This window comes from Streptomyces sp. 2-1, assembly GCF_048564895.1.
Classification (GTDB): domain Bacteria; phylum Actinomycetota; class Actinomycetes; order Streptomycetales; family Streptomycetaceae; genus Streptomyces; species Streptomyces phaeochromogenes.
The window spans coordinates 10,287,719-10,309,630 of sequence record NZ_CP183383.1; the positions used below are offsets into that span (position 1 = coordinate 10,287,719).

Annotated in this window: 19 protein-coding genes; 6 read left to right on the forward strand and 13 right to left on the reverse strand. The window is 70.5% G+C overall.

Annotated features, from left to right (window positions below; genetic code table 11):
* Positions 1 to 22: 22 nt before the first annotated feature.
* Positions 23 to 2,080, reverse strand: coding sequence for a discoidin domain-containing protein (locus ACN20J_RS44945; RefSeq protein WP_419668271.1), 2,058 nt, complete (start codon positions 2,078 to 2,080; stop codon positions 23 to 25).
* 320 nt (positions 2,081 to 2,400) lie between these two features.
* Between ACN20J_RS44945 and ACN20J_RS44950 the strand changes: the two genes are divergently transcribed.
* The 3 genes from ACN20J_RS44950 (at position 2,401) to ACN20J_RS44960 (ending at position 4,604) form a co-directional block, all read left to right on the forward strand.
* Positions 2,401 to 3,003 (forward strand): hypothetical protein, encoded by a 603-nt coding sequence (locus ACN20J_RS44950; protein WP_361912364.1) that lies wholly within the window; start codon positions 2,401 to 2,403, stop codon positions 3,001 to 3,003.
* Between the two features lie 10 nt (positions 3,004 to 3,013).
* Positions 3,014 to 3,808 (forward strand): fibronectin type III domain-containing protein, encoded by a 795-nt coding sequence (locus tag ACN20J_RS44955; protein WP_419668272.1) that lies wholly within the window; start codon positions 3,014 to 3,016, stop codon positions 3,806 to 3,808.
* 109 nt (positions 3,809 to 3,917) lie between these two features.
* Complete coding sequence (locus tag ACN20J_RS44960) at positions 3,918 to 4,604, forward strand: NUDIX domain-containing protein (RefSeq protein WP_419668273.1); 687 nt, start codon at positions 3,918 to 3,920, stop codon at positions 4,602 to 4,604.
* A gap of 11 nt (positions 4,605 to 4,615) precedes the next feature.
* Here ACN20J_RS44960 and ACN20J_RS44965 read toward each other — a convergent pair whose 3' ends face one another.
* The 8 genes from ACN20J_RS44965 to ACN20J_RS45000 all read right to left on the reverse strand — a co-directional run bounded on the left by ACN20J_RS44965 (position 4,616) and on the right by ACN20J_RS45000 (position 13,208).
* Entirely contained in the window at positions 4,616 to 5,383 is a 768-nt protein-coding gene (locus ACN20J_RS44965) for a sulfite exporter TauE/SafE family protein (protein WP_419668274.1), read from the reverse strand.
* A gap of 217 nt (positions 5,384 to 5,600) precedes the next feature.
* Positions 5,601 to 6,221, reverse strand: coding sequence for an L-threonylcarbamoyladenylate synthase (locus ACN20J_RS44970; protein ID WP_055611488.1), 621 nt, complete (start codon positions 6,219 to 6,221; stop codon positions 5,601 to 5,603).
* A gap of 152 nt (positions 6,222 to 6,373) precedes the next feature.
* Positions 6,374 to 7,777, reverse strand: a complete 1,404-nt coding sequence (sthA, locus tag ACN20J_RS44975) for a Si-specific NAD(P)(+) transhydrogenase (protein ID WP_189842708.1) — start codon at positions 7,775 to 7,777, stop codon at positions 6,374 to 6,376.
* A 64-nt stretch (positions 7,778 to 7,841) separates the two neighbouring features.
* Positions 7,842 to 10,565 carry a tetratricopeptide repeat protein gene (locus ACN20J_RS44980; protein ID WP_419668275.1) on the reverse strand — a complete coding sequence of 908 codons (2,724 nt, stop codon included), beginning with the start codon at positions 10,563 to 10,565 and terminating at the stop codon, positions 7,842 to 7,844.
* Between the two features lie 16 nt (positions 10,566 to 10,581).
* Positions 10,582 to 11,184 (reverse strand): hypothetical protein, encoded by a 603-nt coding sequence (locus ACN20J_RS44985; RefSeq protein ID WP_419668276.1) that lies wholly within the window; start codon positions 11,182 to 11,184, stop codon positions 10,582 to 10,584.
* Positions 11,185 to 11,521: 337 nt separating this feature from the next.
* Positions 11,522 to 12,205: a formylglycine-generating enzyme family protein gene (locus ACN20J_RS44990; protein ID WP_190230076.1), complete on the reverse strand. Its 684-nt coding sequence runs from the start codon at positions 12,203 to 12,205 to the stop codon at positions 11,522 to 11,524.
* Between the two features lie 12 nt (positions 12,206 to 12,217).
* On the reverse strand, positions 12,218 to 12,601 hold the full coding sequence (locus ACN20J_RS44995) for a signal peptidase I (protein WP_190230075.1): 384 nt from the start codon (positions 12,599 to 12,601) through the stop codon (positions 12,218 to 12,220).
* A 91-nt stretch (positions 12,602 to 12,692) separates the two neighbouring features.
* Entirely contained in the window at positions 12,693 to 13,208 is a 516-nt protein-coding gene (locus ACN20J_RS45000) for a PadR family transcriptional regulator (RefSeq protein WP_189842703.1), read from the reverse strand.
* A gap of 84 nt (positions 13,209 to 13,292) precedes the next feature.
* Here ACN20J_RS45000 and ACN20J_RS45005 point away from each other — a divergent pair, with 84 nt between their 5' ends.
* Positions 13,293 to 14,720 carry a carotenoid oxygenase family protein gene (locus ACN20J_RS45005; protein ID WP_419668277.1) on the forward strand — a complete coding sequence of 476 codons (1,428 nt, stop codon included), beginning with the start codon at positions 13,293 to 13,295 and terminating at the stop codon, positions 14,718 to 14,720.
* A 34-nt stretch (positions 14,721 to 14,754) separates the two neighbouring features.
* Here ACN20J_RS45005 and ACN20J_RS45010 read toward each other — a convergent pair whose 3' ends face one another.
* A complete protein-coding gene (locus tag ACN20J_RS45010) occupies positions 14,755 to 15,909 on the reverse strand; it encodes a Gfo/Idh/MocA family protein (RefSeq protein WP_419668278.1) in 1,155 nt (384 codons plus the stop codon).
* A gap of 132 nt (positions 15,910 to 16,041) precedes the next feature.
* Between ACN20J_RS45010 and ACN20J_RS45015 the strand changes: the two genes are divergently transcribed.
* Positions 16,042 to 17,052 (forward strand): LacI family DNA-binding transcriptional regulator, encoded by a 1,011-nt coding sequence (locus tag ACN20J_RS45015; protein WP_055611497.1) that lies wholly within the window; start codon positions 16,042 to 16,044, stop codon positions 17,050 to 17,052.
* Between the two features lie 161 nt (positions 17,053 to 17,213).
* Entirely contained in the window at positions 17,214 to 18,683 is a 1,470-nt protein-coding gene (locus tag ACN20J_RS45020; protein WP_419668279.1) for an FAD-binding protein, read from the forward strand.
* A gap of 25 nt (positions 18,684 to 18,708) precedes the next feature.
* On the opposite strand, the gene ACN20J_RS45025 is transcribed toward ACN20J_RS45020, so the two are convergent.
* From ACN20J_RS45025 to ACN20J_RS45035, 3 genes are all read right to left on the reverse strand, one after another.
* The gene (locus ACN20J_RS45025; protein WP_419668280.1) at positions 18,709 to 19,503 is read right to left on the reverse strand and encodes a hypothetical protein; all 795 of its coding nucleotides are present in this window, start codon (positions 19,501 to 19,503) and stop codon (positions 18,709 to 18,711) included.
* A 73-nt stretch (positions 19,504 to 19,576) separates the two neighbouring features.
* Positions 19,577 to 19,990: a hypothetical protein gene (locus ACN20J_RS45030; RefSeq protein ID WP_419668281.1), complete on the reverse strand. Its 414-nt coding sequence runs from the start codon at positions 19,988 to 19,990 to the stop codon at positions 19,577 to 19,579.
* Positions 19,991 to 20,016: 26 nt separating this feature from the next.
* Entirely contained in the window at positions 20,017 to 21,858 is a 1,842-nt protein-coding gene (locus ACN20J_RS45035) for a hypothetical protein (RefSeq protein WP_419668282.1), read from the reverse strand.
* Positions 21,859 to 21,912 lie beyond the last annotated feature (54 nt).

Sequence of the window (21,912 nt, forward strand, 5' to 3'; positions counted from 1 at the left end):
GTTCCCTTCGTTCCGGTGGGCGTCAGCTGCTGTAGACGCCCACCTCGTAAAGGGAGTAGCCCCAGTCGGTGCCCCGGTCCAGCCCGTGGATCCTTACATAGCGGGCCGGCACGCCGTTGAACCGGGCCGTGTCCAGGCCGCCGTCACCGGCGGTGGTGGCCCAGGCGGACTGCCAGGTGGTGCCGTCGGTGGAGACCTCGACGCGGTACGACTTCCCGTAGGCGCGCTCCCATTCGAGGGTGACACGCTTGACCGTGCTCGTGGAGCCGAGATCGATCCGCAGCCACTGGTCGTCGCTCCAGTCGCTCGCCCAGCGGGTGTCCGCGTTCCCGTCCACCGCCCGGCCGGGGGCGTAGCTCGTGAACGGGTTGGACTCCGACGAACTGGCCGACGCGGACGCGCCCTTGGCGAGATTCACACCCGCCTTGTGCCCCTCCGACGCGCCCCAGGTGTCGAGATACGACTCGGCGCCCCGGAAGAGGTCGTCCACGACATCCTGGCCGCCGACCTTCCGGATGTCCTCGATCCAGTCGGGGACCAGCCCGTAGTGCGAGGCGCCGTCGGTGTTCAGGTCCCAGGTGCGCGAACCGGTCGTCTGCTTGTCGATGACCGAGCCGCCGTCGGTGCTGCGGAAGGGGTACGTCACGGGGTTCGAGGCGTCCGCTCCGCGTGGGGCCGGCCAGCCGCCGACGCCGTTCATGTCGGTGCCGTAGCCGTACCCGACGTCGTACTTCTCGCGCAGCGCCTTGGTGCGGTCCGCCTCCGCGCTGAACCCCTCGGAGCCGTGCATGTACTGGGCGATGAAGCCGCCGAGACCGTAGACGCGCTCGGTCCAGTTGAGGTCCATCCAGCTGTGCGAGGAGAGCACTCCGGGGTAGGACTCGGACTCGAAGATGTCGAGGGCCCGGCCGGTGGCCTTGACGCTCATGTGGTCGACCTCGAGCATCATCTTGCGCTGCATCATGCCGCGTACGGCGTACTCGCCCAGCTCGGTCAGCCCGCGTTTGTTGCACTGGGCGTCGTCGTCGTACGACGGGACCTCGACCCCCGCCGGCAGCTCCTCCTCGGCGCTCGGCGCCGCCGCACCTCCGATGGGGTTGTCGTGCTGCGGGCCCGTGCACTTCTCGGTCTGCCAGAAGGTGCCGGTCGACAGGAACTGGCCGACGTTGATCGCCGTACCGAGGCCGCCCTCGTCGAACCGGACTCCGCAGAGCGCGTTGTCGAACTTGTGGCAGAGGAACATGCTGCGTACGCCCAGGTCGTACAGCTCGTCCAGACCGGCGTCGATGTCTTCCTTGTCGCACTGGGCGATGTCCAGGACCTGCTTGCAGCCGAACGGCTCGGACGTCTCGACGCCCAGGATGACGGCCAGCTTGCCCTGCTCGATGACGCTGCGGGCCTGCTCGCTGTCGGTGACGATCCGGAACCAGCCCTTGCCCGTGCCGCCGTACATCTTGTCGATGTAGGCCTGCATGTCGTAGGTCAGCTTCGCCTGCAGACGGATGGACGTCATCTCGTCGCAGCTGCGGTCCTTGAAGGGGTAGACCGAGCAGATCACGCCGTTGGTGACGAGGTCGTTGACGAGTACGCGCTGGCCGCCGCGCCAGGCCCGCTCCACCCAGGCGTAGTAGTTCTGCTGGTGGGTCAGCGAGTCGTAGGCCGGCCAGTCCTTGAAGGTGGGCCAGCCGTCGGGGTCGTGCTTGCCGTCGCCGCCGTTGGTGATGAAGTCGAAGATCGCGAGCGAGCCGTCGGGGTAGTGCTCGGGGCAGTCCTTGAGCGCGTCGGCCACCCCCGCCTCGGAGAACGGCTTGCCGCAGATGAGCCGGCCGCCGAAGGCCTCGTTGGCCATGATGTGGTTGTGCGCGTCGACGAACCCGCGCACCTCGCCCTGGGAGTTGGTCCCCTTGAAGGGCTCGCCGGTGACGCCGATCTGGGAGTCCGGGGCCGGCCGTGCGACCGGGTTCCACCAGTCCGTCCCAGCGGCGGAACTGGGAGTGGGGCCGAGTGTCACGGCCATCACGAGCAGGAGCAACGACAGAACCGTGATCGGTCTGCGCCTGTGGTGCGGCTGTCGAGTCATGGTCATCACCCACGTCTTCGGTCGGCGGACGGCGCAGTCGATGAGCCAGACGGTCGGGGCTCGACACCCCACGGCTGGTTGTCATGACTCGTGCAAGCGATGGGTCGAGAATCGCGACTGCGGTGAACGGAGTCAAGGGTCCGGGACGGATGACCTGATGGTTCGTCGGCCGTGACGGGTCCCGGCGATGAACAGCTGGTGCACATGGACCTCTTGACGACCCGTTGGTCCAGTCCTACCTTCCAGTCAGTTGTTCAAAAAGGCAGTCATCGTTCATATCTGTGAATTCAGACTGACCCCCCACGCCCCAAGGAGCCGACATGCTCACGCGCTTTCGGGCGCTCACCGTGACCGGTGCGGTGTGCGCTTCAACGTTCATGGCCCTGCCGAACGCCGTCGCCGAGGTGGAACCCGGCGGCTGGACCTCCGTCTCTCCGACCTACACCGTCCAGGAGCGAGGCTGTGGACAGGTCGACGGCCTGACCTTCCAGCTCACCTGCTCGACGGCCAGCGGCGACCAGCGCGCCGAGCGGCGGTACGCCACCTACACCGGCGGCACCCGCCAGTTCGAGGGCTACTTCCGGATCAGCAGTCTCAGCGGCACCCGGATCAGCCTCAAGCAGACCTTCAACGAGTCCGCGGCGGGCCCGTACTTCATGCTCGCCGTCGAACGAGGCGGGCGCCTGTACGCGGTCCACGGCGGCGCCACCCTGTCCAACGCGGGCACGGTCGGTGCCACGGTCCGCGTCAACACCGTTCACCAGGTGGGCAGTTCGCACCGCACCTACATCAACGGCTCGCTCCAGCACACCTATGCGAGCCCCGGCGGCAGCTTCTACGACAAGTTCGGCGCCTACCGCACCAATAGCGGCAACGGACCGGCCACCGTCGTGTGGAGCAACGTCCGCTTCTGGCGCAAGTAGCCGAGAAACGATGAGTGTTCCCGTACGCATCGCGGCGCCGACAGCGCTGGTCCTCGCTCTCCTCCTGATGCTGTCGGCCTGCTCGGCCACGACGGGCGGAGGCGGGGCGGACAGGCGTCCCGCGACCGCCGGGCACCCCGTGGCGGGGAAGGCCGATGCCGCCTCGGGGGTCGTGCTCAGTGCGGAGCGCACCACGCCCACCGACATCGATCTGCGCTGGCGGGGCGGCGGTTCGGGTGCCTCCGGCCACGTCCTCGAATTCGCGACGGAGGAGTCGGGACCGTACACCGTCCTGCAGTACCTGCCGCCTCAGGTGACGAGCTACCGGCACCCCGACCTGATCCCGAACACCACCTTCTTCTACCGCCTGCGCGCCTTTCGCGGTCCCGCCTCGAAGCCGGTGAGCGTCACCCTCCCGAAGGGGGAACTGACGGCGGCGGACGAGAACTCCAGCCACGACTGGCTGCCCGCTCGCAAGGATCCGAAGCGGACGGTCCCGGGCCGACCCCTCCGTTCCACGGGTGCGGGAGCGCCCACCGGATTCAAGGCCACGGTCAAGCATGCGAACGGCATTCTCTTCACATGGACGGACCGTGCCTCGGACGAGGCGGGGTTCCTGCTGGAGTCCCGTACGAGGACGGGCTCGGCCTACGAACCCGTCGTGGTCCTCGATCCCGACGTCAATTCCACCGGGCTGATCACCCTGCCCACCGAGAAGGAGGCGTCCTACCGGGTCCGCGCCTTCACCTACGGAGCGCGGTCGAACGTGGTGCGGCTGACCACCGGCGGGTCCACCGGTCCCTGACCTGCCTGACACGGACCGGACCAGGATGGTAGAAGCAGGGCATGACCACTTGTTCCACCTGCACATTCACCTCCGGCACCACCCGCACCTCCGTCCCGGCCGGCGCACGATGACCGCGGGCATCGACACCCCCGACAGCAGGGGCCGCACCGGACTCGACCGGGTCGGCCTGGACCTGACGGGAAACCATCGGGTCAAGGTGCGGGACGTGAAACTCCTGTCCTGCCACTGGTACGTGGAGCGCACCACGACCTTCGACTTCCAGAACGCCGACGGCACCTGGTCCACCCAGGAGCGCGAAACACACGACCGCGGCAACGGCGCCACGATCCTGCTCTACGACGAAGACCGTGAAACCGTGCTGCTCACCCGGCAGTTCCGCTATCCCGTGTACGTCAACGGCCACCCGGACGGGATGCTCGTCGAGACACCGGGCGGACTGCTGGACGAGGACGACGAACACCCCGAGGTCGCCGTACGCCGAGAGGTCATCGAGGAGACCGGCCACACGGTCGGTGACGTCCAGCGGGTCTTCGACGTCTATATGAGCCCGGGTTCGGTCACCGAGCGCGTGACCTTCTACGCGGCCTCGTACGGACCGGCCACCCGCACCCACGAGGGCGGCGGCCTCGACGAGGAGGGCGAGGACATCGAGACCCTCGAACTGCCCTTCCGCCAGGCCCTGTCCATGATCCGTACCGGTGAGATCGCCGACGCCAAGACCATCATGCTGTTGCAGTGGGCGGCACTCGAAGGGCCGTTCAGCGGCGGGAAGGACACGTCCGTCACCGAGTAGGCCACGCGGGTTCAGCGGAGCAGCAGTTGGACGATCGAGACGGTGCCGACCGCCACGATCAGGGCTCGTAGGGCCGCTGGGCTGAACCGGCGGCCGATCCTGGCCCCGAACTGGCCGCCCAGCGCGGAACCGCAGGCGATCAGTGCGACGGCCGTCCAGTCGAAGTCCGCGACGAAGAGGAAGAACGTCGCGGCTGCTGTGTTGACGATGGCGACCAGGACGTTCTTGACGGCGGTGAGTCGCTGCAGCGACTCGTCCAGGAGCGTTCCCATCACCGCCACATAGATGATTCCCTGCGCGGCGGCGAAGTAGCCGCCGTAGACGCTGGCGAGGGTCAGGCCGGTGAACAGCAGAGGGCCGCCGTCGCTGCGGGCCGGGACGCCGGTCCGGGCGCGGCGGCCCCGCAGGAACTTCCCGATCAGCGGCTGGAACGCGACCAGCACGAGCGCGAGGCCCACCATGACCGGCACGATCCGCTCGAACGCCGACGCCGGGAGGGCCAGCAGGAGCGTGGCGCCCGTCAGGCCTCCCAGCAGGGCGCCCACGCCCAGTTTCAGGATGCGCCGGCGCTGGCCGCGCAGTTCCTCGCGGTAGCCGAAAGCTCCGCTCACGTTGCCGGGGATCAACCCGAGCGCGTTGGAGACCGTGGCGGTGACGGGCGGCAGGCCGGTGGCGAGCAGAACCGGAAAGGTGATCAGCGTCCCCGAGCCGACCGCGGTGTTGATGCCGCCCGCGCCCACCCCGGCGGCGAACACGGCGAGACCCTCCAGCGGAGTCACGCGGCTCCCTGCCCGGCGTGACCGCCACCCGTGGCCGGTTCGACGGCGGAGACAGTACGGCGGAAGAGGCGGCGGGAGACGTTCATGGAGCCGACGCTAAGCGGCGGACACTTCGGCATCCGCCGAAGTGTCCCGGCTGCTCCCGCCAGGCTCCCGACCCGGCCGCGCGTCGACGCGCGGCGCGGCCCCACCGTCGGCCGCACCGCGGAGCGGCATATCACTCGAACCGTGCCGTGTCGCCCGCTCCCTTGCGCACGATCTCGGCCTCGCCGCTGGAGAAGTCGATGACCGTGGTCGGCTCGGTGCCGCAGTCCCCGGAGTCGATCACCGCGTCGACGACGTGGTCGAGCTGTTCCTTGATCTCCCAGCCCTGGGTCATCGGCTCCTCCTCGTCGGGCAGGAGCAGGGTGCTCGACAGAAGAGGCTCGCCGAGCTCGGCGAGCAGGGCCTGGGCGACCACGTGGTCGGGGATACGGACCCCGACCGTCTTCTTCTTCGGGTGGAGCAGCTTGCGCGGCACCTCCCTGGTCGCGGGCAGGATGAAGGTATAGCTGCCAGGGGTCGATGCCTTGATGGCGCGGAACACGTCGTTGTCGACCTGCACGAACTGGCCGAGCTGCGCGAAGTTCTGGCAGACGAGGGTGAAGTGGTGCCGGTCGTCGAGCCGGCGGATCGAACGGATCCGGTCGATGCCGTCACGGCTGCCCAGCTGACAGCCCAGCGCGAAGCAGGAGTCCGTGGGGTACACGACGAGCGCGCCCGCGCGGATGGAGTCGGCGACCTGGCTGATCGTCCGCTGCTGAGGATTCTCGGGATGAACGTCGAAGTACTTGGCCACGTGCCGAGCTTATGCTCTCGGCCCCCGCGGCCGACGCAGGCCCTGTGCGGAGGTCCGGTGAGGGCGTCCGATGCGGGGTCCGGTGCGGGTCTCCGCGCGGCGCTGATGAGCCGGGCTCACCAGCGCCGCGAGCGGTTCGGCGTCGAAGGCCGTCAGTCCCTGAGCCGGTCGATCTGCCGGATCTTGTTGGTCGCGTCCAGGGCGGCCACCTTGTACGACTCGGCGAGCGTCGGGTAGTTGAAGACGGCGTCGACCAGGTAGTCGACGGTTCCGCCGCAGCCCATCACCGACTGCCCGATGTGGATGAGCTCGGTGGCGCCCGTGCCGAAGCAGTGCACGCCGAGCAGCTTGCGGGTCTCGGGGGAGACCAGCAGCTTGAGCATGCCGTGCGAGTCGCCGATGATCTGGCCCCGGGCCAGTTCGCGGTAGCGGGAGATGCCCACCTCGAACGGCACGCAGTCCTCGGTGAGTTGGTCCTCGGTCTTCCCGATGAAACTGATCTCGGGAATGGTGTAGATGCCGATCGGCTGGAGGTCGTGCATCCGGTTCACCGGTTCACCGCACGCGTGGTACGCCGCCGTACGCCCCTGCTCCATCGAGGTCGCGGCCAGCGCCGGGAAGCCGATGACGTCGCCGACGGCGTAGATGTGCGGCACCTCGGTGCGGTAGTGCTCGTCGACGGTGATCCGCCCGCGCCGGTCGGCGGACAGGCCTGCCTTGTCCAGGTCGAGGTCGTCGGTGAGCCCCTGGCGGCCGGCGGAGTACATGACGGCGTCGGCGGGGATCTTCTTGCCGCTCTCCAGGATGGTGAGCGTGCCCTTGGGGTGCTGTTCGACCGCGGCGACGGTCTCGCCGAAGCGGAACGTGACCGCGAGTTCCCGCAGGTGGTACTTGAGCGACTCGATCACCTCGACGTCGCAGAAGTCGAGCATCCCGGGCCGCTGTTCGACCACGGTGATCTTGCTGCCGAGGGCGGCGAACATGGAGGCGTACTCCATGCCGATCACGCCGGCCCCGACGATGACCATGGAGCGGGGTACCCGTTCCAGGTTGAGAACGTTGTCGGAGTCCAGGATCGTCCGCTCGTCGAACTCGACGGTCGCGGGCCTGGCCGGGCGCGTACCGGTGGCGATGACGATGGTGTCCGCGCTCAGCATCCGGTCGTGGCCGGTCACTTCGCGCAGGGCGACGGTGTGGTCGTCGACGAAGCGGCCGGTGCCGGCGAAGAGCGAGACGTGGTTGCGGGAGAGTTGGTTGCGGATGACGTCGACCTCGCGGCTGACCACGTGAGAGGTGCGCGCGGTCAGGTCGGCGACGGTGATGTCCTCCTTCAGGCGGTAGCTCTGGCCGTACAGATCGCGCTGGGTGAGACCCGTGAGATAGAGGACCGCCTCGCGAAGCGTCTTTGAGGGGATGGTCCCGGTATGGATGGAGACCCCACCGACCATGTCGGGGCGGTCGACGACGGCGACCCGGCGGCCGAGCTTGGCCGCGGCTATGGCGGCCTTCTGGCCGCCCGGGCCGGATCCGATGACGAGCAAGTCGAAGTCGCGCACCCTCCGGAGTCTGTCAGCCCGAGGCTCTCGCCCGAAAGGGTGAACGGGTGTCGGTTCTTCCCGCTCACTGGAATCCGGCGAGCTCCTGCCCGGTGCGCAGGGTCCAGGAGTGCTCCTCGCCGAGGTGCCGGACACGGTCCTGGAGTATCTGCCGCAGCAGCCGCGCGGCACGCGCCCGGTCGCCCGCCTCACCGACACACCGGGCGTGCGCGTTGCGGCTGCCCAGGGTCGCGGGGTGGTCGTCGCCGAGGATCCGGGTGCGGTCCTGTACGAGGATCTCCAGCAGGTCGGCGGCTTCCGCGGCGCGGCCGACGGCGCCCAGGCCGCGTGCGTGACCGCTGCGGGCGGCGAGCGTGTGCGGATGGTCGTCACCCAGGGCCGACCGGCAGTCCTCGACGAGGCGTTCGTACAGCTCCACGGCTTCCAGCGTCCGGCCTCGGCGGCTCGTACTGCGGGCGTGCGCGGCGCGGATGGCGAACAGATGCGGGTGACCGTCGTCGAGCACGGCGCGGCTGTCGGTGAGCAGCTCGTCGAGCAGCCGCGCCGCCTGGTCGGGATCGCCCGCCTCCCCGGTGAAGAAGGCCCGGTAGCGCCGCCACACCAGGGCGACCGGGCTGCGGGAGCCGTGCGTTCCGCCGTCCCGTGCGCCGTCCCCGTTCGCGTCGGCCAGCAGCGCGGTGAGCAGGGCCGCCGCCCTGGCGGGGTCGCCGGACTCGCCGAGGAAGCGAGCGTGCCCATGACGGGCCGCGACGGTGTCGGGATGGTCCGGGTCGAGGACCTGGAGGCAGTCCCGGATCAGCTCCTCGAACAGCTCGGCCGCCTGCGCCGCGTGCCCGGCCTCCCCCAGGAAGTGGGCATGGTGGCGCCGGTTGTTGAGCGTGTACGGGTGGTACGGACCCTGCGTACGGGTCCGGTCGGCGACCAGACTCTCGAAGAGCCGGGCCGCATGCGCGGGGCGGCCCGCGTCGCCTAGCAGATACGCGCGCCCGTAGCGGGTGCTGAGGGTGTGCGGATGGTCGGCGCCCAGCAGCCGGGTGCGGTCGGCGAGCACGGACTCGAACTCGGCCAGCGCCGGGCCGATCCGGCCGGACTCGCCGAGGAACAGGGCAAGGTTGTTGCGGCTGTTGAGGGTGTGGGAGTGGTCGGCACCCAGCACCCGTACGCGGTCTGCGACGACGTCGCGCAGCAGGTCCGCCGCTTCGGCGGGGCGGCCTGCCATGCCGACGTACCGGGCGTAGGCGTTGCGGTTCTCCAGTGACTCGCGGGCGTCCGGGCCCAGTTCGCCCGTCGACTCGGTCACCAGCTCCCCGTACAGCTCGACGGCCCGCGCGGGGTTGCCCGCCTCGCCCACGCAGGTCGCGTACCACTGGCGGGGCAGCCGTCCCCGGCCCAGGCCCGCCTTCTCGAACGCGGCCATGGCGTGCGAGAGGTCGCCGCGCTGGTAGGCGGTCGTGCCGATGTCGAGTGCTCCCGTGGCGTTCGCGTGGCCGATGAGGGTCTCCCAGACGCTGTCCGGGATGCGCGGCGGCGGGACCTGCTCGTCGAGGGTGTGGTGGAGGTAGTCGAAGGCCTGGAAGCGGTCCCCGTCGTGCGGCAGCAGCAGGCTGGAGGTGGCGTGCAGGGGTTCCGTCGCCCAGGTCAGCGCCTCCTCCCAGGGCTCCGGACGCAGCGCGGTCCCGCCGCGTCGCTCCAGATACACCTCGTGCAACCGGCGCAGGACCTCCTGTGGCAGCGGCTGGTGGAAGCCCGTTCGGCGGGCGTCCGCGGCGGCCGTCACCAGCGCGGCGGCACGCGGATGGGTGCCGGTCGACCAGGCGTTGTGCCACTCGTCCAGCAACTGCGGTGCGGCGGCCAGGTATTCGGCCACCCCGTGCCCGTCCCGGCCGGCGCCCTTGACCGCCGCCCTGATCCGGGGGTCCTCGGTGTGCCGCTCGGCACGGGCGATCTCGGCCGCGCTCCACGTACGGTCGACCCGCACCGTCGTCGCCAGCCGGATCACCTCACGGCCGCTGCGCAGGACATCGAACCCGGGCTCGTTGTCGGCCCCCGACCTGGCCCCGAACTTGCCGTGCTGCTGGGCGCTCATCGTCGCCAGGATCACCACGCTGGAGTCCTCGGTGCCCAGCATCCGCTGCACATGACCCGCGGTAAGCCCGCCGACTCCCAGAAACACGTCGAGCTCGTCGAGCCACACCACTGCCCGGCGTGTCCGCACGACGAGGTCGACCAGGGGAACGGCCGACTCCCGGCTGTCGGGCACGATGAGGTGGTACTTGGCGAAGTGCTTGCGCATCACCTCGTACGCGAGCCGCGACTTGCCCGCCGTCGACTCGCCGACCAGCAGGACGAACCCCTCACCCGCACTGAGCGCGGCCTCCACCTGCGGCATCGTGTCCCGGTCGATGAACGCGGGTACCCGGCCGAGCCCCGCCGCCCCACCACCGCCCGGCGGCGCCGGATGCACCCCGAGCCAGATCGGATCCCGCGCGTCGGCCACGGTCGGCACGCGCCCGCGCCGCGAGATCCTCAACAGCCCCGGTAACGCCTGCTGCCGCGCCGCGACCCGGTCCAACGCCTGCCCGCCCGATGCCGCCGCGGCCCCCGCGGGCCCTGCGACGGCAGCACCGGGCGGCCCGAGAACCGCCACGAGCACCGGCCGAGCCACGGCCGCCACCAGGCGCACCACCCCGGCCCCCACAGACGCGAACCACCCCGCCCGCCACGCCATGACACCACCCCCGTGCGGCTGTTGGTCCTCCTTTTCCCGCTCGGGGGCAGGTGTAGCCATGCCGCGGGCGTTCCGCCTACTCGTTGGGGAACTTCCAGATGTACGGCTCGCCGTCCTCCTCCGACCAGTGGACCTCGAGGGACTTCGCGTTCGAGGGCACCAGGTACGACTCGCAGAAGACGTGGCTCTCGCCGGACTTCCAGCTTGTGACGTCGTACGGGTCCTCGCAGCCGGGGGCGTCGTCGGCGGAGCCGAGGAGCAGGGTGCCGCGCTGTCCGTCCGCCCAGATGGTGGTGCCGTCGCCCGCGTCGGAGTCGCTCGTGAGGGCCGGGCCCGCCTTGTGGGTGTACTTCACGTGGGCGACCGCGAGGGCCATGCCCTTGGCGTCGGCCTTGTCCTGGACCAGCTTCTCGGCCTCGGCCTCGGTGCCGAGATCCACCTTCTGGGCGGTGATCTCGTACGTGACCTTGCCGTCCTCCTCCTCGACCTTGCCCGTGGCGCTCTCGCCGGTGGCCAGGTCGCCCCCGGACGCGGCCTTGGACTGCGATGCGGTGGCCTTGGGCCGGGAGGACTTCTTCGCGTCCGTGCCGGTGTCGTCGCCACCGCCGCATGCGCTGAGGGTGAGCGCGAGGACAGCGGCGGGTGCGACGGCGCGCAGCGCGGAATTGTGGCGCAGCAAGACAGACTCCTTGAGATGAAAGGCGTGGGGGAGGGGCCCCGGCTGCCGGTGGCGGCGCGGCCTGGCGGGCCGCGGTCAACACGGGCGGGGCATGGGGGAGTTCGCGCTCCTCGCCGAGGGCGCGATCACTCGTCCGTTGAAGATCTTGGTGCAACCCAATGCGCTGCGTCAACAAATGTGAACGTTGTGTGAGGTGTGGTCGCCCTGGTGTGGAGGGCGCGTTGAGCTCCGGGTTCGCCGCCGACCCGGGCAACTCCCTGTCTCCCCCGGCAACTTCCTGTTCCGGACAGCTCTCCGACCCGGTCGGCCCCGCCAAGTCCCCGTCCCGGTGGGCGGATCAGGGCGCGGCGGAGCGCGCGACGCGGAACCCCACGTCGTCGACCTGGTAGCTGGGGTGGCTGCGGCGTCGTGCGGAAGCCCGGCAGCTCCAGTGCTCGTCGAACCAGCCGCCGCCGCGCAGGACCCGGTAGGTCCCGTAGACCTCGGCGTCGTAGACGTCCCAGCACCAGTCCCAGACGTTGCCGAGCATGTCGTGCAGGCCCCATGGGTTGGGCTGCTTGCCGCCCACGTCGTGGATGCGCTCGTCCGAGTTGCCGCGGTACCAGGCGATGTCGTCGAGCGGCCCGTACCGCGGCCCGGTCGTGCCGGCGCGGCAGGCGTGCTCCCACTCGGCCTCGGTGGGCAGCCGGTACCCGTCCGCGGACGTGTCCCACTCGACGCCCTCGACACCTTCGTCGTCCGTGTGGAGGACGTAGGCGGGGGTCAACTCCTCATCCCGGGACAGGGCGTTGCAGAACCGGACCGCGTCCCACCAGGACACACCCTCGACGGGCAGCCGGTCACCCTCGGCGCTGCTCGGCCGCGCACCCGTGACCTGTGCGTACAGCGCCTGCGTGACCGGGAACGCCCCGAGCCGATAGGGCGCGAGGTCGACCTGCCAACTGCGTTGCGTCCGCCGGTCCGACAGCGTGACCTGCCCCGGCGGGACAGCGATCATCTCGTTCACCGTGCTCGTGTCCATGAGCGGTCGATCCTACTGAGGATCTTGGCGCGTCTCCGGGACCGCGTAGCCGGGCAGGGACGGCCAGCGGACGGTCAGCACGACCGACTCCTCCTCCGCGAACCACGAGTGGTCGACTCCGGGCCCCCAGACCACGTAGTCACCCTGCTGTCGCAGCGTGACGCTGCGGCCTGGGAACTCCACGCGGAACCGGCCGCTCACCAGGACCTGGAGGGCGGTTCGTTCCTCGCCCTCGACCCACTGCGCTCGCTCGTCGCCCTTGGGATGTACGCCCCACTTGATCTCCAGGGCCTCGCTGTGGCGCGGATCGTCGGCGTCCTTGAAGTGCCCGAGCAGCCAGCCCCGGTCCATCGCCGCGTCCTTGCCCGCGTTTCCCACATACACACTGTCGTTCACGCGGTCGGACGCTAGCAGTTGCCCGCGCCCGGTGCGGCCTCCGGTGCCGCGTCCGGTGCCGCGCTGAGGGCGGTCCACCCACGCCGAGGCCCTACCGTCCGTCCAGGATCGCGGGCAGCTCGTCCATCCAGGCCAGCACCGCCTCCTCGTAACGGATGCCGAAGGCCAGCGTGGCCTCCGTGAAGCGGTCGGGAGCGCCCGCGGCCACCCTCTCCCGGTAGTCCGCGAGCCGCTTCTCGTGGTCGGCGCGGTGCCCGGCGATGAACTCCGTCAGCCGGTCCCGGTCCAGCGCGGAGCCGAAGGCGATGGTGAGCAGCAGCGGATAGCGGATCTGCTCGGAGCCCGGCGGCTCGGCGAGCCACGCGGCGAAGGCGGCCCGGCCCTCGTCGGTGAGCCGGTAGGGCTGCCGCGACCGGGGGCCCGCGGGCCCGGCCTCGACGAGCCCGCGTCCGGCGAGGGCCGTGAGCTCGCGGTAGACCTGGCTCCGGGTGAGGGTCCAGAAGTCGCCGATGAGCTGCTCGGCGGTGTGCACCAGCTCGTACCCGCTGGCTTCCCCGCCGTGCAGGAAACCGAGCAGCGAAGCCGCGGTGGGGTTGAGGTCGGCCATCCCGTTCTTCCCTTGACATTCCACTGTGGACGGTGTGCCATGAAATGAAGAGCACAGTCCACTGTGGCATGTCGGGAGGCGACCATGAGTACACCGGGTTTCACGGCCGGGTTTCAGGGGCTGCACGACGAGGCCGAAGTCGCAGAGCTTCCGGTCAAAGGGGCGCTGCCCGGCTGGCTGGAGGGGAGCCTGCTGCGCAACGGCCCCGCGCGCTACGACGCGGGGGAGCGCTCCCTGCGGCACTGGTTCGACGGGCAGGCGATGCTGCACCGCTTCACCATCGACGGCGGGAAGATCTCCTACGCCAACAGGTTCCTCGACACCGCCTCCCGACGCGCCGTCGAGTCGGGGACGATCGCCTACCCCGAGTTCGCGACCGACCCGTGCCGGTCACTGTTCGCGCGTTTCTTCACCCGCTTCTCGCGCAGGCCCACCCTGAACGCGAACGTCAACATCACCCGCTTCGGCGACCGCTTCGTGGCGCTGACCGAGACGCCGATTCCGGTCGCCTTCGACCGGGACACGCTCGCGACCGCGGGAGTGGTCGGCTACGAGGACGAGTTGAGCGGCCAGCTGACCACGGCCCACCCGCATCAGGACCCCACCACCGGCGACCTGGTCAACTACCTGCTGCACTTCTCGCGCACCAGCGAGTACCGCGTCTACCGCCAGCAGGCCACGGGTACGGCCCGCGAGCTGATCGGCACCCACCGGATCGCCCGCCCCTCCTACATGCACAGCTTCGCGATCACGCGCCGGTACGCGGTCCTCGCGGAGTTCCCGCTCGTGGTGAACCCGATGAGCATCGTGCTCAGCGGCCGGCCGTTCATCGAGAACTACCGCTGGGAGCCGGAGCGCGGCACCCGCTTCACGGTCATGGACCTGCGCGACGGCTCGGTGCGCGGTGTGTACGAGGGGCCCGCGTTCTTCGCGTTCCACCACATCAACGCCTTCGACGACGGCGACGACATCGTCCTCGACATGTGCTCGTACGAGGATGCCTCGATCATCGACACGCTGTACCTGGACCGGCTGCGCGCGGGCGACGCGATCCCGTTCGCGCTGCCCACCCGCTACCGCATCGGTCTCGGCAGCGGCGAGGTCGAGGTGCGGCGGCTGTCCGAGGAGGCACTGGAGTTGCCGCGCATCGCGTACGAGCGGCACAACGGCGTCGACTACCGCTACGCGTACGGTGTGGGCGCCCGCGACCGCAGCGGCGACGACTTCCTCAACCAGCTCGTGAAGGTCGACGTGACGGCGGGCCACGCGCTGAAGTGGTCCGAGGAGGGCTGCTACCCGGGCGAGCCGGTCTTCGTGGCGGCACCGACGGCCGCGCCCGGCGCGGAGGGCGAGGACGACGGCGTCGTGCTGTCGGTGGTCCTCGACTCGGCGCGGGGCTCGTCGTTCCTGCTGGTGCTGGACGCCCGCACGTACGAGGTGCTGGCGCGTGCGGACGTGCCGCACGCCATCCCCTTCGGCTTCCACGGGCTGTTCACCCGCCACACCTCGTAGGTGCGGGCCTCGGTCCTCAAGCGGCCTTCGGTCCTTACGCGGGACTCGCCCAGGTCCCGCTCTCGGCGGAGCGCGACATCGCGTCCAGGGCGGCCGCGCTGTGGACGGCGTCCTCGACCGTGGCGCCGTACGCCGTGCCCTCGGTGATCGAGCGAAGGAAGTTGTAGGCCTCGATGACCTTGAGGTCGTCGTAGCCCATGCTGTTGGCCGAGCCCGGCTGGAAGGCGGCGTACTCGCCGTGCCCGGGGCCCACGTACAGCGTGCTGACCGGCTGGTCCTGGTACGACGTGCCCCGGCTGACGGCCAGCTCGCCCATGCGGCGGAAGTCCCAGGAGACCGCGCCCTTGGTGCCGTGGATCTCGAAGCCGTAGTTGTTCTGCTCGCCGACCGAGACCCGGCAGGCCTCCAGGACACCGCGGGCGCCGGACGCGAAGCGCAGGAGGCAGGACACGTAGTCCTCGTTCTCCACCGGGCCCAGTTCGCCGCCCGCCGAGCGGGTGTGGCCCGCGGTGGCGCCGGTGGGTCGGGCGCGCTCGGGGACGAAGACGGCCGTGTCGGCGGCCAGCGACGCGATCTCGCCGAGCAGGAAGCGGGACAGGTCCACACCGTGCGAGGCGAGGTCACCCAGCACTCCGCTGCCGCCGCGCTCACGCTCGTACCGCCAGGTCAGGGCGCCCTCGGGATGGGCAGCGTAATCACTGAAGAGACGGATACGGACATGCGTGACCGTGCCGATCTCGCCGGAGGTGATCAGCTCGCGGGCCGCCGCCACGGCAGGCGCGTTGCGGTAGTTGAAGCCGACCGTGCCCTGCACGCCCGCCTTCGTGACGGCGCCGGCGACGGCCCGTGCGTCCTCGGCGGTGAGGCCGACCGGCTTCTCGATCCAGATGTGCTTGCCCGCCTCGGCCATCGCGACGCCGATCTCGCGGTGCAGGAAGTTCGGGGCGGCGATGCTCACCGCCTGGACCCGGGGGTCGGCGGCGACCTCGCGCCAGTCCCGGGCCGCGGTCGCGAAGCCGTACTGCCCGGCGGCCTCCTCGGCCCGGCCGGGCACCTCGTCGGCCACGGCGACCAGTTCGGGCCGCACGGGCAGCTGGGGGAAGTGGTGCGGCACACGGGCGTACGCCAGAGTGTGCACCCGCCCCATCCAGCCGAACCCCACGACGGCGACGCCGAGCGTACTCACCATGACTGCCCTTCTTTGGACCGGTCCAGAACTCTTCCGGTTCACACTGAAGGCCCGTTCCCGCACGTGTCAAGCCCCTCAGAGCCCCTCGGAACCCTTTGACAAGCCATCGATCCCTGTGGAACGGTCCATTTCATGAGACCACCGACGATCCGCGACGTCGCCGAACGGGCCGGAGTGTCGAAATCCCTGGTCTCGCTCGTGCTGCGCGGATCCGACCAGGTGCGCCCCGAGAAACGGCAGGCCGTGCTGGCCGCAGTCGAGGAGCTCGGCTACCGGCCCAACGCCGCCGCGCGCAGCCTCAGCGAGCGACGAACCCGGACGGTCGGCGTGCTCCTCAACGACATGCGCAACCCCTGGTTCGTCGAACTGCTCGACGGCCTCAACTCCCTGCTGCACGCCCACGGCCTGCGCATGCTCCTCGCCGACGGCCACCTCAACCTGCGCCTCGGCGAGGACCTCACCCGCGCCTTCACGGACCTGCGGGTCGACGGCCTGATCGCCGTCGGCACGCTGCCGGGCCCCGAGGCGCTGCGCACGGCCGCCACGCGGGTGCCCACCGTCGTCGCCGGCGCCCGCGAACCCGTACTGCCGCACGTCGACCTCGTCGCCAACGACGACCAACTCGGCGCCCGGCTCGCCACCGAGCACCTCATCGCGCTCGGCCACCGGCGCATCGCCCACATCGCGGGACAGGGCATGGTCGGCGAGCTGCGCCGCCGCAGCTTCGAGACGGTCATGCGCGAACACGGACTGGCCGACACGGCCGTCGTGGAACAGGGCGACCTGACCGAGGAGGGCGGCTACCGGGCCACGGTCCGGCTGCTGAGCGCCGGCGAACGGCCCACCGCCGTCTTCGCCTTCAACGACATCGCCTGTGTCGGCGCCCTGTCGGCCGCCGAGGAACTCGGCCTCCGCGTGCCGCACGACCTCTCCCTCGTCGGCTACGACAACACATACCTCGCACGTCTGCGCCACCTGTGGCTGACCACCGTGGATAGCGCCGGCCACGACGTCGGCCGCCGCGCCGCCCAGTGCCTCCTCGACCGCATCGCCGACCCCGCCCGTCCCGCCGAGGTCGTCCTCAGCACGCCGGTGCTGGAGGTCCGGGGCACGACGGCCGCGCCGCGCGAGACCCGCGCCTGAGTCGCGCACGCCACGAGCCCCGACGGCGGACGGCGCCGGTGAACGCCCGACCCGAACGAAGCCCGGGGAGCACCGGCGCGGGGCCGTGTCCTCGCGCGCCAACGGCTCTAGAGTGGGCGGCTTCTGACCGGTTCACCGTGTCCTTCCCCCTGGAGGAGCGCATGTCCCGCAGACCGCCCCGACGTTCCGTGCTGCGTGGCCTGGCCGCCGCCGGAACCGCGGTGATCGGCTTCGACCCCTTCACCCGCAGCTGGGCGGTGACCCCGACCGACGGGCCGCTGCACGGCATCCCCGACCTGGACGGAACCCTCCACACCGACGAGGCCGCGCTGAGCGCCGCCGCCGACGACTTCGGCCACATCGTGCACCGCCGCCCGGCCGCCGTGCTGCGGCCGGGCTCCGTCGCGGACGTCGTGGCGATGGTGCGGTTCTGCGACAGGCGCGGAATCCCGGTCGCCCCACGCGGACAGGGCCACGCCACGAACGGCCAGGCACAGGTCGCCGGCGGCCTCGTCGTCGAGACCGCTCCGCTCGACGCCGTCCAGTCCATCGGCCCCGGCAGCACCGGCGTCAGGGTCGGCGCAGGCGCGAAGTGGAGCGACGTCGCCAAGGCCACCCTCGTCCACGGCCTGACCCCTCCCGTCTTCACCGACTACCTCGAACTCTCCGTCGGTGGAACGCTGTCCGTCGGCGGCCTCGGCGGCCAGACCCACCGCCACGGCGCCCAGGTCGACAACGTCCTGGAGCTCGAAGTCGTCACCGGCGCGGGGGAGTTGCTGCGCTGCTCCCCGACCCGCCACCAAGACCTGTTCCTCGCCGTACTCGCCGGCCTCGGCCAGTGCGCCGTGGTCGTCGGCGCGACCGTACGACTGGTCCGCGCGCCCGAGACCGTACGCCACTACCTCCTGCCGTACGACGATCTGCGGACCTTCGTGGAGGACCAGCGCCTGCTCGTCAGCGACCGACGGTTCTCCTATGTCGAGGGGCAGATCGTTCCGGATGCCACGGGCGCCTTCCGCGGATACGTCATCGAGGCCGTCGCCTACGGACCTCCCGCGGGAGACGTTCCCGACGACACCGCGCTCCTGCGGGGTCTGCGACACGACCCGTCCGGTGCGGAAATCACGAATATCCCGTACTACGACTTCCTCGACCGGCTCGCCCCGGCCGTCGCCGCCCTCAAGGAAGCCGGGCTGTGGGCGTACGCCCATCCATGGCTCAACCTGCTCGTGCCCGGCCGGAAGGTTGCCGAGGTGACAGGCCGGCTCCTGGACGCGCTCACCCCGGACGACGTGGGTCCGGGCGGCGTGGTGCTGCTGTACCCACTGGTGCGCGAACGCCTGCGGACCCCGCTGCTGCGCATGCCCGAGGACCCCGTGCCCTACCTCTTCGCGATCCTGCGGACCACTCCTCCCGACGACACGGAGTCGGTCCGGCGACTGCTGGCGGCCAACCGGTCCGCCTACGACCTGGTCCGCGCGGCCGGCGGCACCCAGTACCCGGTCGGCTCCGTGCCCTTCGACCGGGCCGACTGGCGACGGCACTTCGGGTCCGCCTGGCCCCGGTTCGCCGCCGCGAGGAAGACGTACGACCCGCGCGGGAACCTCGTCCCCGGACAGGGAATCTTCTGACCGGGCCGGTCGGCCGACGACCCGGTCAGCCGACCGGGTCGTCGCACTGCGTCCCGGGTGGGCAGAACCAGAGCAGGGCCGTGTCCACGAGCTCCCGTTCGTCCTCGGTCCCGTCGGCCTCGGAGCCGTACGCGACCAGTGCGTACCGTTCGCCGTCCGTCGCCTCGAAGCGATGGTCGATGACGTGCCGGGTGCCGCCGCCGCCCAGCTCGCCCGCGATCTCGTCGGCCCGGTACTCGTGCTCGGCCGCCTGCCCCACGGCGCTCGGGACCTCCTCCATGGCGACCGGTTCGTAGCCGTCGAGCTTCTCCGCCTCGATCTGCGCGGCCTGCAAGGAGGAGTACGGGGAGGTCTCCATCACCTGGAAGACCTGAAGCCGTCGGGTGCCGTCCGGACTGCGGTAGTCGACGATGTCGATGCCGTACTGCGAGGACCGGCTCTTGCGCTCCCAGCCCTTCGGAAGCGCCACCCGATACCCGGCGACATCCTGGAAGGACTCGTAGTCCTCGGGAAGGGCCGTCGACGACTCGAAGGTCGTGTCCTGCGAGGGCGACCCGTCCGACGGCACGTCGTCTCCGCTTCCGCCCGAGGTCGTCTCCGAGGAGTCCTGCCCGGTGGCGGCGGGTTCCTTGTACGGTTCCGGCTCGTCCTTCCAGGCCAGTGCCCAGATGCCGAAGGCGAGCCCGGCGACCGCGAGCACGATCCCCGTCTGCTGCCGGACGGTCTTCTGCCGCGGCACGTCCAGGTACTGGTCGGTGTGGAAGAGACGTTCGCGCCGGGAACCGCCCCACTCCTGCCGCTCGGTGTCGAACACCCTCATCGCCGCGGCCCTCCCTGTCGCCGTCCCGAGCCCGTCATCTGCTGCCTGCCACCGCCCGTCGTCATCGCGCCGGTCATCCGAGGAGCTGGGCGATGCCCTGGACGACGGCGGTCGCCGAAGCGATGGCTCCGGCGGCAGCGGCCTGCGATCCCAGCCAGCCGCGTACGCCCGTCAGCAGGCGGCTGAGGCGTTCCGGCCCGGCGGCTCCGGTGCGCGTGATCTCGGCCTCCGCGTCGGCCAGTTCACCGTCGAGGGTGGTGTCGTCGGCGCTTCGCTCCCGCGCAGGCAGGGCTTCGCGGAGGGCGCGAATCGCCTGGAGCAGTTCGGCGTGCCGTACGTCCGGCTCCGCCGTCGTCTGGTTGACGGAGTACGCGCTGCCATGGCTGCCGGTCGCGATCGAGCCGCCGCTCATGGAGCCGATGTGCACGCCGCCGGCACCGCCGTCCTGTGTCGGTCGGCCGGGGGTGGGGTGTCCTGTGTCGCTCATGTGCTGGGGTCCTTGGGGTCCGGTACCTAGCTGGGGTCGGTGCTCGGTGTGCCGTGCGCCGGTGCGGGGGCGGTGTTGTGCGAGGTGGCGCTGCCGTTGGGGCCGGTGGCGACGGAGCCGCCGGACATCGCCTGGACGAAGACGCTGCCACCGCTGACCTGGTAGACGTGCTGCTCGAACTGCTCGGTCTGGTAGCCGTGGGTGTGGAGCGCCTGGCGCACGCCGTTCACGATGCGCTCCTCGACGGTCTTGATGTACCGGGTGACGTCCATCTCCTGATAGGGCGACAACCAGGAGGCGGCGGTCAGTTGACGCAGCGAGACCCGGGGCACGTCGGGGGCCGGTTCGCGGGTGGTCCAGCCGGTGCTGAGCTCCCTGGAGACGGTCTTCAAGGCGCTGATGCCCGCGCTCACACCGGTCGCGGGACCGTGGCCGAGGGCACGTACCGCGCCGCGCGCCCAGCCCTCGGGCAGCTGGTCCACCAGGGCGTCCACGTTCCTGAAGTCCTTGCGGACCGGGCCGAGTACGTACGGTGAGACCTCCAGCACGAGCATGCCGCCCTGGGTGTGCACGCGGACCAGGACCGTCACCACGACCTGTTCGTGCCAGGCACCGATGCGGACGCGCAGGAACACGCGCCGCCCCTCGCCGCCCTCGTCGACGGCTTCCTTCAAGTGGGCGGCGACCTGGACGGGGTCGTAGACGGTCGGACCGCCACTGTTGGGTCCGCCCGCCGCCGTCGTGCTCGCGTCCGGGCTGCCGCCGACGTGCAGTTCCTCGTCACGGCCGACACCGCCCGGCAGATAGACGAACCGGTCGATCTCCAGTTCGCGGAGCCGGTCCTTCCCGGTGTGTGCGGCCGAGTCGCGCAGTCGCAGCAACTGGGGCTCGATCATGGCGAGTGCGCGCTCGGCGGTGAGCGGTCCCTTGTCCTGGTGCGGGATCAACGCTCCGTTCGAGGCGGGGTCGGCCGGGGCGGCTGACCCGGCCGGCGGCCCGGAGCGCTTGCGCAGTTCCATCGCGAAGGACCAGGCCCGACGCCGTGTGCCCAGTCCGACGAAGGGGCTGTCCGCTTCGTAGAGGGTCAGTTTGGCCTTCTGCTCGCGCTGAATGTTGGCGAGCAGATCCTCGTACAACGGCCCTGCGGGCAGCTCCGGTTGAGCCGTCTTCTGGAAGGTCCAGCGCGACAGCCAGCGGCACAGGGACCGGCGCTGAGTGGCCTGGTGCCACCATGCGATCAACGCGATGAGCAGCGGAAACAGCAGCGGGTAGGGCGTCTGTACGGTGCCTTGGAGCACCCCGGCCACGTACCAGTACCAGTAGAAGAGGGCGAACATCGCCGCACACCACGTCACCGTGCGGCCGAGGCCCTCGGCCGCCTTGGCCACCGGGTCGGGGAGGCCCGCCTGACGCCCTTCGGAACTCTGCGTCTTCACGGCATGGGCGAACCAGAGGCCGAGGGTGACGAACGCGTAGAACTGGAACCACGGCAGGGGCATTCCGGCAGTGAGCTTCTCGTCGCCGGTGTAGAACGCGGTGAACACGTCACCGAAGCCGACCTCGGCCCCGTCGCCCCAACTGTCCGCGACGCGGTCCCAGAACATCACGACGTCGGAGAGGAAGAAGCCGAGCCAGGCAATCAGCATCAGCCCTGCCGTGCGCGCCTCCTGCCGGGTGACACGCAGGGCATGGGCCAGTACGGGCAGAACGTCGACCCCCAGCGGAGGGGCCACCGGCCGCTCCTGGTGATCCACGAGTTCATCGATGACCCGGCGTCGGAAGCCGGCGTCCTGATAGACGCCGGCGCACAACAGCCGGGTCGCCTCCGTGCGGCTGTACGGATGTTCCGGGAGGCTCACTCCGGCCACGTCGCTCCTATGTCCCCTGGTGTCAGGGGAAGGAAGCTAGTGGACGATCGGCCC